Consider the following 12,320-nt stretch of genomic DNA (forward strand, 5'->3'; position numbering starts at 1 on the left):
TAAATTTGCTTAAGAAACCTGTAAATAATTAAAAATGGCTATAGAAATAACAGATGCAAACTTTGATGAAATAGTTCTCAAATCTGATAAACCTGTATTAGTTGACTTTTGGGCAGAATGGTGTGGCCCATGCCGTATGGTTGGTCCTTTAGTAGAAGAATTATCTAAGGAATACGAAGGAAAGGCAGTAATTGGAAAAGTAAACGTGGATAATAATCCGGGTATATCTACCAAATTCGGAATCAGAAATATTCCTGCTTTACTGTTCTTTAAGAACGGTGAAATTGTTGACAAACAGATTGGCGCAGTGCCAAAATCAGTACTTGCCGATAAATTAGTTAAGCAATTAGCTTAAATTAAATGTAAAGAATTAGTTCTGACCGGCTCCTTGGGGCCGGTTTTTTACTTTATGGGAAAAGTTCAGAAAGCAATATTAAAACTTGAAGATATTAGTTCGGAGGGTTTCATTAATCTGGAGCTTCTTGCAAGGCAAGTTGTAGAGGGCTTTATTACGGGATTACACAAAAGCCCCTTTCATGGCTTCTCTGTCGAATTTGCAGAGCATCGTTTATATAACAATGGGGACTCTATTAAAAATGTGGACTGGAAGTTATATGGAAGAACGGATAAATTATTTGTAAAGCGATTTGAAGAAGAAACAAACCTAAGATGCCAACTTGTTCTTGATGTATCGTCATCGATGTTTTTTCCGGAAAACAAACTAAACAAACTTATTTTTTCGGCTTGCTCAGCTGCAGCGTTGATGCAACTGTTTAAGCGACAAAGAGACGCATTTGGATTAAGCTACTTCTCTGATACCCTTGAGTTTTCATCTGCCGCCAGATCAACAACGGCTCATCAGAATTTCCTCTTATCGGAACTTCAAAACCTAATCTTACACAGTTCCCAAAATAAACGAACAGCACTCGTATCCTCTTTACACGAGCTCGCTGAGAAGCTGCATAAAAGGTCATTAGTAATTATTTTCACAGATTTGTATGAGTCTTATACCGAAACAGCTAATTATTCAGACCTCTTTGCTGCACTACAGCACCTTAAACACAATAAACATGAGATCATTATTTTTAACGTGCTCGACTATGAAACAGAGATAAACTTTAATTTCAAGGAACGTCCTTATCATTTTATAGATATCGAAAACGGAGAAACGATCAAGTTACATCCTTCCTTGTTGCGAGAAGCATTTAAAGAATCTGTTGCATCAAATTTAAAAGAACTCAGACTTAAGTGCGCCCAATATTCAATCGATTTAATTGAGGCAGATATAAATGCCGGCTTTAATGATGTACTCCATTCCTATTTGATAAAGCGAAATAGAATGACTGTTTGAGCGTGTTTAACTACATAAGAAACGTTTTATTGGTCATTATTTAAAAAAGATCAGTACATTGATATTATTAATATTCATTTAAAATAATTGGCTCGATAGCCATATATAGAATTTATGAGAATCCCTATTGAACGATCACCAGTTAAGGTTTACCCTGATTCAAAAAGAGTAATAGCACGATTTTTTTTTAACGGTGAAGAAAGAGCTAAAGGAATTATTAGAAGAGTAATGGCCATTAATGAGCAGGAAGTCTTCGGATTGATTTCTCCAATTTTGCAAGATTATTCAAAAAGACAAAGGAATATTACCCGTTTACTTCACAAACATTGTAATAAGTTAAAACATCTTTTTGAGGAGTTAAATATTGATTATGATGAAGTTAAACATTATCGCAGGCTTTTAATCGGGTCTTATTTTACCCATGAATACTCAATTGAATCAGCTGCTTTTTTTAATCCTTCTATTGTAGAAGATCCCGATCAGAGTGATTTAGAAGAAGGACAAAAACGACTGATTATAAGTTTTAGAGCGGTAGGCGAGGGGCATATTTCCTCGATCGTGTTTAGAAGAGCTATTATTAATAAAGATAATTCAATCAATGTTATTCCTGTAGGAAACTATATTGATGAGGCTGAAGTAATCAGAAATGCGCGATACAACAAAAAGTTATTTTTTGAAAAAGCCGTAACCTCAATCATTGATGAGGGTGTTTTAGAAGTTTTAAAAGCAAAACTTGACGATCAATTTGAATACGCCGCTTTAAGAAAAATAATTATGGAATGCCAGCGTGTTGAAGAAGATGATTATAAAAAGCTTCAATATGAAAAGGTATTATGGCTTTCTGACTCGTATTATGAGATGGTCTTTTCCCTGGATACCGATATTACCGACCGGGTTATTTTTCCCTATTCTGAACTCGAAAGAAAAGGTATTGAAGATGCACGTTTTGTGAAATTTACACATGAGGATGGAAATCCGATATATTATGCCACTTATACTGCCTTTGACGGTGCGATGATCATGCCTAAACTGCTTGAAACCCGCGATTTCTATGACTTTAAAATAAGACCATTATATGGAAAGGGAGCTCAGAATAAGAACCTGGCACTGTTTCCACGTAAAATAAATGGCAATTATGTCATGATCTCCCGTATAGATGGATGGAACAATTATATCATGTATTCCAAGAATATTACCATTTGGGAGGATCCGATCTTACTTCAGGAACCAAAATATAATTGGGAATTTGTTCAAATAGGGAATTGCGGCTCGCCAATTGAAACTGAATATGGATGGCTTGTCATCACTCATGGTGTTGGTCCGATGAGAAGGTATTGCCTTGGAGCTAGTTTATTTAAGTTAGATGACCCTAGCGTAGAAATAGGAAGATTAAAGGAACCTTTACTTGTGCCAAACAAGGAAGAAAGAGAAGGATATGTTCCTAACGTAGTTTATTCTTGTGGATCAATAATCAATAATGATAAACTGATCATACCTTACGGATTGTCTGATTATTCTTCTTCTTTCGCAATAGTAGGATTAAAGGAACTGATTGATAAATTAACTTCAGATGTGGCTTAAAGGCTAAGCATCTTTTGGTATACACGAATATAATCGGCCACCATTTTTTCAGTTGAAAATTTAGATTCGGCCCAGTTACGGCAGTAAAGGCGATCAATACATGATATTGTCTTTACTGCTTCTGCTGCTTCGTCTATAGAATTTACCAATACCCCACTTTTTCCATCATTTATCAACTCAGGCATTGACCCTTTATTAAAAGCAATAACGGGAGTTCCACACAGCATAGATTCAGCAACACTCATTCCAAAGGGTTCGTTAAAATGAATGGGATGTAATAGCGCAAGCGCATTGCCTAATATTGTACTCCGCTCCGATGGACCTACATTACCAATAAACTGAATCTGTTCATTTAAAAAGGGTTTAACCAGTTCCTCAAAATAGTTGGTATCCTGAATTAGTCCAGCCATTATCAGCCTTTTATTACTCTTAATCGCTATCTGAATAGCTTCTGCTGCACCTTTATCCCGATGGATGCGGCCAAAAAATAATAGGTAATCTTCTGGCGAATCATTAAAGTCAAAGTCAGGTACATTCAATCCGTTATATACTGTTGCTATATAATCAAGCTCCGGACTCCGGTCTGAATTGCTTATCGACACATACTGAGTAGAGTGGTTATACTTTTTATAGACTGGTAGAATCCTTTCAGAAGAAAATCCGTGAATTGTAGTTAAAAAAGGAGTTTTAATAAGTCCGGAATAGGTTAATGGCAGAAAGTCAAAATTGCTATGAATAAGATCAAATGAAGAAGATTTCTCCATTAAATTGCTGATATGGAGGCATTCTAATACTTTGGCATCCTGGTTATTATCTTCCTCGTATCCTTTTTTTACTACAGCATCAAGTTTGCCTTTAGTCAGGGAATCGGCAGTAGCAAACAGCGTCACATCGTGCCCTTGCTTCACTAAACCCTCTGTAATATTAGATGCGACTTGTTCCCATGGACCATAATGCCTTGGAGGAGTCCTCCAGGCAATAGATGATAATACAGCTATCTTCATTAAAGAACAGAGGCTGAAGCCTTACGTTTAATTTTATAATACCGGGATGCATCATCCATGCCTTTAAGAACCGCTACATGAGAGATTAAACAAGCCAACGTACTTTCAGCACCTTGGTTTCTATTGATGCCACCCATTTGCAATCCATCCGAACAGCCTTTTGTTTCTGAATCGTACAAAGGAATCCGCAACTCATTCAGACCATAAAACCACATAAAGCTTTGATACATTTTATGTAGCATTTTGGGATCTTGAGTTAAATGATACGCTTGGGAATACATAAGTACCATGGCCATGGTTTCAATAGCCTGTTGGTCGTACACAGGTGCTTCTGCTCCCTTAATCAGCCATCCATTATTACCAATTGGAGTAAGATAGTCTTTGTGAAATGTTTTTTCTTCTAAAAATGCCAATGATTCCAATGCAATTAAGCGTACACTATCAATTCCTGTTATTTCACTAGAATGTAACAAGGCAAGCGGAAGTATCGCATTATCATAAGTCATGCTCGACTCAAACCAATGCCAGTTTTCCGACCTGTTGGCCTTATAGGCTGCCACCAGTTGTTCGGTGAGTATTTGAAGCTGACCCATCATGTTTCCGTCTGATGGATAAGTCTTTAAATAATAAGTCACCCCAATAAGCGTATTGGCAATTCCCCGGATATACCGGAGGGCCTTAAAATGAGGTATTGAGTATCGAAGCAAATCTTCGCCAAACTCACGGTATGAATTATTTGGTGAGGCATTTATTAGGTAGCCCAGTGCCCAAATCGTTCTTCCGAACGAATCTTCCGAACCTTTTTCATCCAGATAGTCCCGGTTAAAGCTCAGAAAGTTTCTAAAATTCCCATCCTCTCGCTGCATGTAATGGATGTAACTCAGGTATTTAGGGAAAAGTTCCAATGCTTCCGATGACTTATCATATTGATGAACCATCAGCATGAGGATCAAAGCACGTGAATTGTCATCCAGGCAATACCCTTCTTTATAATTCGGAATGCCGTACTTGGCATGCTGTATTAAGCCTGTGGAGTCTGTAAGCCGGCGGATATGTGTGAGGTCAAATGGAGGCAACGACTCTTTTTCGGGAAGAAATGTAGAATTCTCCGTTTTAGATCGTGCATCTTTTATGGCCTTGTTAAATGCATTAATGTATTGTTTACCAATAAACGGCCATCTTAGATGTAAGCCATATTCATAGGCATTCTTCTTTAACTTCTTTAGTTTGTCTGCATTGTCAAGCAAATCATTCACGATATCTGCCAGCGTATTGAAATCTTTAAAATTAAATAGCCGGCCTCTATTGTTATCCAGTAATTCCTGGGCATGCCAGTATGGAGTAGAAACCACGGCTGCACCAGCACCTACAGCATAAGAAAGGGTGCCACTTGTGATTTGTGCCTCGTTTAAATATGGAGTTACATAAATATCACATGCAGTAAGGTAGTGCATTAACTCTTCCTCTGAAACAAATTTGTTTACAAAGAAAAGGTGCTCTGCTACGTTAAGTTCTGCCGCAAGTTGCTTCAATGAATCTCTGTATTCTTCGCCAGAGCTCTTTATCACACCAGGGTGTGTATTCCCTAGTATGACATAAACCACATCAGGATGTTTTTTTACAATTCCCGGAAGTGCACGTATCACAGTTTCCAGACCCTTATTCCGGCTGATTAAACCGAATGTAAATAAGGTCTTCTTGCCCTTAAACGGAGCTTGGTTTTTTACTAAATTAACCTTAGGTGACTCCAAATCGGGTACACCATGTTCAATTAACTGTATCTTTTCTAAAGGAATCCCATAAATGGTAGTCAGAAACATGACCGCTTTTTTGCTCATCACCACAATACGTGAAGAGTGCTGTGCAATTTGCCGTGTAATGAGCTTTTGGGTATAATTAGGCTCTCGTAATACAGTGTGAAGGATAGTAATTAGCGGTTTTTGTAAAGAAGTAAGTAATGACAATAGATAAATTCCACACTCACCACCATAAATTCCAAACTCGTGCTCTAAAATACACGAGTCCGCATCACTCTCATTAATATATTCTGCTGCGTGAATGTAATCCTTCTGTTGTTCCTGGCGGATTACAAATTTTACTTCTTCAGGATAAGCGTATTGTTTAATATCATCAGAATCGTTCATTGCTACTACAAATCCACTATCTGAAAAAACTTGATCTTTAAAATTAGAGCTTATTGCTTGAATGAGATTGCTGTTAAATGTAGCAATTCCACATTCACGGGGTAAATACGTAGAAATATATGCTATTTTCATTATTAGATTAACAATTTTAAGGCAGACATTGTTTTTAAAACCTATTGATTCGGTTGTTTGTAGGTAGTCTGGGATCTACTAATCTAATCAGAGGGGTACGATTAACATCGATTAAATGCTGCGTTGTTTTGAAAAAACATGTTGTTTACCTAAAACAATTGAATAAGAATAAAAACCTTACCAGCGCACAAATATACGAATTAACATGCTGCTCAATATACATTAAAAGGGAATATCCGAGTTGTGTTAAGGATCATTAAATTAAGTGTTTAATGATGAACTAAAACGTATATCAATATCAAATCAATGCTGCCCGGTTTTTTAAACCACAAATTTTTTCTTCTTTTCCGTTAGTGCAGCACAAATTATTATTTAAGCGCCGATTAAAGCCGAGCTGACTCTCAACTAATCCGCACTTTGTACATTCCCGAGCGGAGAAGGTGCGGAGGAGGTGCGTACAAGGTGCCTATAATGTGCGCTAAAATTAATAGCGAGATAGTTCAAAAGCACCGGGGAAGGAGCTATTTATAAACTCAGGTTTTAAATGAAGCCTTTTTAATAGATAATGTCATTCGTTTGCTTAAATCTTCAAAATAGAGAAAATTAAGCATACATAATTCAATATACACTGCTTAAATTGAAATTAATCGATTTGAAATAAAAGATTTATACCTAAATGGTCATATTTTTTTGTTGTTGTAAAGAAATATTTTTTTATTAACTTGTTATTTTTATATTTAATGTTCTGAAATTCAATATCATGTAAAACTTTTTTATTTAAACTAGTGTTAGGTTTCAGTTAAGCATCTACGTCAACACGAAAAAATATTAAGATGGGATTAATTAATCTATTAGCGTATTTTTGACTTTTTACGACTAATGGTCAAATAAGACAAAAAAAAGACCAAATAAAAGCGTATAATCACATAAATGAGTTTTACTTTTACAAAAAATTAACTTCACCTTAATGCGTAAAAAATTACATGATCGGGTTCTTTCTTTTACAGAAGCATTAGAAATTAAAAGAAAGGGTTTGTATCCATATTTCCGGGCTATAGAATCCGGCCAGGATACAGTGGTGTTTATTGATGGTAAGGAAGTTTTAATGTTTGGCTCTAATTCATATTTAGGCCTTACAAGTCATCCCAAAATCAAGGAAGCAGCCAAACAGGCAATTGATAAGTATGGCACAGGATGTGCAGGTTCACGTTTCTTAAATGGAACGCTGGATATTCATTTGGAATTGGAGCGTAAGCTTGCTACCTACGTAGGTAAAGAGTCCGCTGTAATTTTCAGTACCGGCTTCCAGGTTAACCTGGGTGTTTTATCATGCGTCACCAACCGAAATGATTATCTCATCCTTGATGAGTTTGATCATGCTTCAATTATAGACGGTAGCCGTCTATCTTTCTCCAAAACTATTAAATATGCTCACAATGACATGAATGACCTTCGTGCAAAGTTAGCTTTGTTGCCTGAAGAAGCAGCTAAGGTAATTGCAGTAGATGGTATATTCAGCATGGAAGGGGATATTGTTAAATTACCTGAAATAGTTGATCTGGCTAATGAATTTGGTGCAAATATCTTTGTAGATGATGCCCATAGTCTGGGAGTTATTGGTGTAAATGGTGCTGGAACTGCATCTCATTTCGGCTTGACTGATGAAGTCGATCTGATTATGGGTACTTTTAGTAAGTCACTGGCCTCTTTAGGCGGCTTTATTGCTGCTGACGAAGCGACCATTGATTATATTAAACACCGGGCACGTTCCTTATTGTTCAGTGCAAGTATGACTCCTGCAGCAGTTGCAAGTGTTATTGCTGCTCTCGATATTATTCAGGCCGAACCACAGATTATAGACAAACTTTGGGATAACACCAGGTATGCTAAGAAGCTATTGTTAGAAAACGGTTTCGATATTGGTCATACTGAAAGTCCTATACTTCCAATCTATGTTCGTGATAACGAAAAAACTTTCCAGGTTACCAATGATTTATTACTGGATGGTGTGTTTGTAAACCCTGTTGTTTCTCCTGCTGTGCCTTCTGATTCATCCTTACTTCGACTTTCACTCATGTCGACACATACGTTTGATCAGATTGACGAAGCGGTTGATAAACTCACACACGCCTTTAAAAGACGTGACATATTTGCAGCTATAAAGAATTAGAAATGAAGGTGCTTGCTCTCGAAGGACAAAAACATATAAAAAGTTTTATTGATTTTCCACATGATTTATATCGTAATGATCCGAATTATGTACCCGAATTATATATTGCTCAACATGATTTGTTGACTCCGGGCAAGCACCCTTTTCATGATCATTCAAAGGTTCAGTTATTTCTGGCTTACGATGATCAGAATAAAGTTTGTGGACGCATTGCCGCTATATTGAATAATAATCATAATGCCTTTAACAATACCACTGACGGTTTCTTTGGTTTCTTTGAATGTATCAACGACCAGAAAGTGGCCACTGCGCTTCTTAATCAAGCGGAGTTATGGTTGAAAAAACAAGGTATTACTACTATTATTGGTCCGGCAAATTTTTCGACTAACGAAACGGTAGGGCTCCTTATTGATGGATACGATAGTCCCCCTGTCGTGATGATGCCTTATAACTATTCCTATTATCTTCAGCTGATTGAAAATGCAGGCTATGCAAAAAAAACAGATTTACTCGCTTATGATGTGCCTTACGATACACATAACGACCGGTCTGTAAGATTGCTAGGTGCTTTACAAGCTAGATTGAAGCGAAGCAATATTATTATTCGGAAAGTAAACATGAAAGACTTCAAAAATGAAGCCGCCAAGTTACGCGATGTTTATAACCAGGCATGGGATAGAAACCTTGGATTTGTTCCAATGACTGAAAAAGAATTTGATTATCTGGCTAAAGACCTTAAGATGATTGTAAATCCTGAATTTTGTCTTGTGGCTGAACAGGGTGATAAGTTTATAGGCTTTGCACTGGGGATTCCTGATATCAATCAAGTGCTTCGCAAAGTAAAACGAGGTCGTTTATTGCCTTTTGGGATATTTAAACTTTTGTTTGGTCTTAAAAAGGTTGATTGGTTAAGGGTGATGGCTTTAGGTGTATTAACAGAGTATAGGAAGCTTGGAATTGAGGCGTGTCTTTACGGATTAATTATTCAAAATGCGATTTCCAATAACATTAAAGGTGCTGAATGCTCCTGGATGTTAGAAGATAACTATATGATGAATAATGCTATTGAAGCTATTAACGGTAAAATTTATAAAAAATACAGGCTTCTCGAAAAGGCTTTATGAGAAAACGGATCCTAATTACAGGTGCCTCCGGGTTTGTGGGTTCACATCTTATATCCGCGGCTCTTGATGAAGGTTTGGATGTCTATGCAGCCGTTAGACCTTCTAGTAATATAAAGGATTTCGAATCATTGCCTGTCCATTGGGTCAATCTCAGTATGGCTGATCCTCAGAAATTGCAGGCTGAGTTAGAGCAAAATCAATATAACTTTATTATCCATTGTGCCGGATCGACGAAAGCAAAAACACAGCGTGATTATGATTACGTAAATGCGGAGCTATCGGTAAACCTGGCAAACGCAGCTGCTCGAGCCGCTATTCCTTTGGAAAAGTTTGTCTTTGTAAGTAGTCTTGCTGCATTGGGGCCAATTGGCTATCATGATAACAACCTTATAGAGGTTAATCATGTCCCCCGACCCGTTACTGCCTATGGGAAAAGTAAACTTCTTGCTGAAAAGCAGTTGAAAGAAATACCGAACCTTCGATTAGTGATCGTTCGTCCTACAGCCGTTTATGGGCCGCGTGAAAAAGATATCTTTATTATTATTAAAACTATAGCCTCAGGCTTGGAGCCTTATATTGGCAGTAATCCACAGAAATTAAGTTTTATTTATGTGAAAGACCTTGTCAAGGTACTTCTGGCCAGTTTGCAAACTACCACTCCCATTGGCAGTAGCTACAATGTATCCGACGGAGCTGTATACTCAAAATATGCGCTGGCAGAGATCACAAAAAACATATTAAAGAAAAAAACATTTAAGTTCCATTTACCGATCCCTCTAGTGAGTCTTCTGGGGGCTTTTATGGAATTGATATATACGTTCAGAAGCGATGCTCCTGCATTGAATAAAGAGAAAGTTGCCGAATTAAATGCTGAAAACTGGTCATGTTCTATTTCTGCGTTAAAACAGGATATGAATTTTATTCCCGATTACCCGCTTAAAAAGGGGATGGAAGAGACTTTATTATGGTACAAGCAAAATAATTGGCTAACCTAAGATTAATATTTTAATAATTCAATAAAAATAGATCAATAGAAATGAAAGAACAAGTAAAACCTGCTACAGGTAAGTTGGGAATTCTGATTCCTGGTTTAGGTGCTGTGGCGACAACTTTTATTGCAGGGGTAGAGGCCGTTAAAAAGGGTCTCGCTCAACCAATAGGATCACTTACTCAAATGAGTAATATTCGTGTTGGTAAAAGAACGGAAGATCGAAACCCAAAGATTAAAGACTTTGTCCCTTTGGCTGATTTGAATGATATTGTGTTTGGTGGATGGGATGTGTATGCCGATAACGTATATGTAGCGGCCTCTAAAGCAAAAGTATTGGAAAAGGATCTTTTATTTGCTGTAAAGGCAGAATTAGAAGCTATCGTTCCAATGAAAGCTGCTTTTGACAGGCGTTATGTTAAAAATCTGGATGGCACTTATATCAAGTCCTTTGTGACCAAACAGGATCTGGCCGAACAGGTAATTCAAGATATGCGTAATTTTAAAGCGGATAATAATTGTGAGAGGCTAGTGATGGTATGGTGCGGATCAACAGAGATCTATCATCAGATCAGCGATGTACATCTTACGTTGGCCGCGTTTGAAGAGGGATTGCGTAACAATGATCCTGAAATCGCGCCGAGTATGATTTATGCTTATGCGGCTCTTAAAGAAGGTGTTCCTTTTGCAAATGGTGCCCCTAACTTAACTGTGGATACGCCAGCTTTGTTAGAACTGGCTAGTTTGACACATACTCCTGTTGCGGGTAAGGATTTTAAAACCGGACAAACCCTCATGAAAACAATCATTGCTCCAGGTTTAAGTGCCAGGGCTCTTGGTGTTCGTGGTTGGTTTTCTACAAATATCTTAGGGAACAGAGATGGCCTGGTATTGGATGATCCGGATAATTTTAAGACGAAAGAAGTTTCAAAACTGAGCGTTTTGGATGAGATCTTCAGACCGGAAGCTAACCCGGATTTGTATGCTGATATGTATCATAAAGTTCGAATTAACTATTATCCGCCACACGGTGATAATAAAGAGAGCTGGGATAATATTGACATATTTGGTTGGTTAGGATATCCGATGCAGATTAAGATTAACTTTCTTTGTCGCGACTCCATTCTAGCTGCCCCAATTGTATTAGATCTTGCCTTGTTTATGGATCTTTCCAAGAGAGCAGGAATGTCAGGAATTCAGGAATGGTTGTCCTTCTATTTAAAGTCGCCTCAAACTGCCGAAGGGTTAAGGGCTGAGCATGACATTTTTAAACAATTGATGAAATTGCAGAATACATTGCGCCATATGATGGATGAAGATCTAATTACCCACCTTGGGTTAGATTATTATCAGGACCTGGTTGACTCTATTCAATAATATGTATAAATTAATTTCCACAAGTCTGGGTATTGGCTATATTAAAGGAGGGGGTACAATTGCTTCCCTGTTATGCTGTATATGCTTGTATTATAGCCGGACTTGTGGAATTAGTCCCTCGTTGTCAGTACTTATTGCCCTAATCATTTTTGCAGTAGGCTGGTACACAGCAGAAAAAATGGAGCCCCTATGGGGAAAAGATAATTATCGGATCGTTATTGACGAAATTGCAGGTATGTACGTCACCATGCTCTTTGTGCCGTTAAGTTTTAAAACCTTAGTTGTTGGATTCCTTCTTTTCCGACTTTTTGATATCACTAAGCCATTTTATATCAGACGCCTTGAAAAACTGCCAGGTGGTTTAGGAGTAATGATGGATGACGTTCTGGCAGGAATTTATGCAAACCTGATCCTGCAAATCGCATTATTTGTAAGCTTTCTGTAAATTC

Annotated in this window: 10 protein-coding genes; 8 read left to right on the forward strand and 2 right to left on the reverse strand. The window is 37.5% G+C overall.

The window, feature by feature from the left end; translation table 11 throughout:
- The first annotated feature begins 34 nt into the window (after positions 1 to 34).
- The 3 genes from trxA to ADIARSV_RS18385 all read left to right on the forward strand — a co-directional run bounded on the left by trxA (position 35) and on the right by ADIARSV_RS18385 (position 2,932).
- A complete protein-coding gene (gene trxA, locus ADIARSV_RS18375) occupies positions 35 to 355 on the forward strand; it encodes a thioredoxin (RefSeq protein ID WP_016197163.1) in 321 nt (106 codons plus the stop codon).
- A 54-nt stretch (positions 356 to 409) separates the two neighbouring features.
- Positions 410 to 1,351 (forward strand): DUF58 domain-containing protein, encoded by a 942-nt coding sequence (locus ADIARSV_RS18380; protein ID WP_016197164.1) that lies wholly within the window; start codon positions 410 to 412, stop codon positions 1,349 to 1,351.
- 114 nt (positions 1,352 to 1,465) lie between these two features.
- Positions 1,466 to 2,932 (forward strand): glycoside hydrolase family 130 protein, encoded by a 1,467-nt coding sequence (locus ADIARSV_RS18385; RefSeq protein WP_016197165.1) that lies wholly within the window; start codon positions 1,466 to 1,468, stop codon positions 2,930 to 2,932.
- Here ADIARSV_RS18385 and ADIARSV_RS18390 read toward each other — a convergent pair.
- Together ADIARSV_RS18390 and ADIARSV_RS18395 are read right to left on the reverse strand one after the other, a co-directional pair.
- Positions 2,929 to 3,936 (reverse strand): glycosyltransferase family 4 protein, encoded by a 1,008-nt coding sequence (locus ADIARSV_RS18390; RefSeq protein WP_016197166.1) that lies wholly within the window; start codon positions 3,934 to 3,936, stop codon positions 2,929 to 2,931. The genes ADIARSV_RS18385 and ADIARSV_RS18390 overlap by 4 nt on opposite strands.
- Positions 3,936 to 6,212 (reverse strand): glycosyltransferase family 4 protein, encoded by a 2,277-nt coding sequence (locus tag ADIARSV_RS18395; protein ID WP_040300624.1) that lies wholly within the window; start codon positions 6,210 to 6,212, stop codon positions 3,936 to 3,938. Before ADIARSV_RS18395 ends, ADIARSV_RS18390 begins: the two co-directional genes overlap by 1 nt.
- A gap of 967 nt (positions 6,213 to 7,179) precedes the next feature.
- On the opposite strand from ADIARSV_RS18395, the gene spt reads away from it, so the two are divergent.
- Genes spt through ADIARSV_RS18420 form a run of 5 tightly spaced genes read left to right on the forward strand, consistent with a single transcriptional unit; the run spans position 7,180 to position 12,316 of the window.
- Positions 7,180 to 8,382 (forward strand): serine palmitoyltransferase, encoded by a 1,203-nt coding sequence (spt, locus tag ADIARSV_RS18400; RefSeq protein ID WP_016197168.1) that lies wholly within the window; start codon positions 7,180 to 7,182, stop codon positions 8,380 to 8,382.
- Positions 8,383 to 8,384: 2 nt separating this feature from the next.
- The gene (locus ADIARSV_RS18405) at positions 8,385 to 9,506 is read left to right on the forward strand and encodes a hypothetical protein (RefSeq protein WP_016197169.1); all 1,122 of its coding nucleotides are present in this window, start codon (positions 8,385 to 8,387) and stop codon (positions 9,504 to 9,506) included.
- Complete coding sequence (locus ADIARSV_RS18410) at positions 9,503 to 10,501, forward strand: NAD-dependent epimerase/dehydratase family protein (protein WP_016197170.1); 999 nt, start codon at positions 9,503 to 9,505, stop codon at positions 10,499 to 10,501. Before ADIARSV_RS18405 ends, ADIARSV_RS18410 begins: the two co-directional genes overlap by 4 nt.
- A gap of 41 nt (positions 10,502 to 10,542) precedes the next feature.
- Positions 10,543 to 11,871 (forward strand): inositol-3-phosphate synthase, encoded by a 1,329-nt coding sequence (locus ADIARSV_RS18415; protein ID WP_016197171.1) that lies wholly within the window; start codon positions 10,543 to 10,545, stop codon positions 11,869 to 11,871.
- 1 nt (position 11,872) lies between these two features.
- On the forward strand, positions 11,873 to 12,316 hold the full coding sequence (locus ADIARSV_RS18420) for a phosphatidylglycerophosphatase A family protein (protein WP_016197172.1): 444 nt from the start codon (positions 11,873 to 11,875) through the stop codon (positions 12,314 to 12,316).
- Positions 12,317 to 12,320: the final 4 nt, after the last annotated feature.

Source organism: Arcticibacter svalbardensis MN12-7 (assembly GCF_000403135.1).
In the GTDB taxonomy this organism is placed as follows: domain Bacteria; phylum Bacteroidota; class Bacteroidia; order Sphingobacteriales; family Sphingobacteriaceae; genus Arcticibacter; species Arcticibacter svalbardensis.

Excerpts from the sequence above, each read along its gene's own strand:
- trxA (WP_016197163.1), top strand. The coding sequence starts at position 35 with ATGGCTATAGAAATAACAGATGCAAACTTTGATGAAATAGTTCTCAAA.
- ADIARSV_RS18380 (WP_016197164.1), top strand. The coding sequence starts at position 410 with ATGGGAAAAGTTCAGAAAGCAATATTAAAACTTGAAGATATTAGTTCG.
- ADIARSV_RS18385 (WP_016197165.1), top strand. The coding sequence starts at position 1,466 with ATGAGAATCCCTATTGAACGATCACCAGTTAAGGTTTACCCTGATTCA.
- ADIARSV_RS18390 (WP_016197166.1), bottom strand. The coding sequence starts at position 3,936 with ATGAAGATAGCTGTATTATCATCTATTGCCTGGAGGACTCCTCCAAGG.
- ADIARSV_RS18395 (WP_040300624.1), bottom strand. The coding sequence starts at position 6,212 with ATGAAAATAGCATATATTTCTACGTATTTACCCCGTGAATGTGGAATT.
- spt (WP_016197168.1), top strand. The coding sequence starts at position 7,180 with ATGCGTAAAAAATTACATGATCGGGTTCTTTCTTTTACAGAAGCATTA.
- ADIARSV_RS18405 (WP_016197169.1), top strand. The coding sequence starts at position 8,385 with ATGAAGGTGCTTGCTCTCGAAGGACAAAAACATATAAAAAGTTTTATT.
- ADIARSV_RS18410 (WP_016197170.1), top strand. The coding sequence starts at position 9,503 with ATGAGAAAACGGATCCTAATTACAGGTGCCTCCGGGTTTGTGGGTTCA.
- ADIARSV_RS18415 (WP_016197171.1), top strand. The coding sequence starts at position 10,543 with ATGAAAGAACAAGTAAAACCTGCTACAGGTAAGTTGGGAATTCTGATT.
- ADIARSV_RS18420 (WP_016197172.1), top strand. The coding sequence starts at position 11,873 with ATGTATAAATTAATTTCCACAAGTCTGGGTATTGGCTATATTAAAGGA.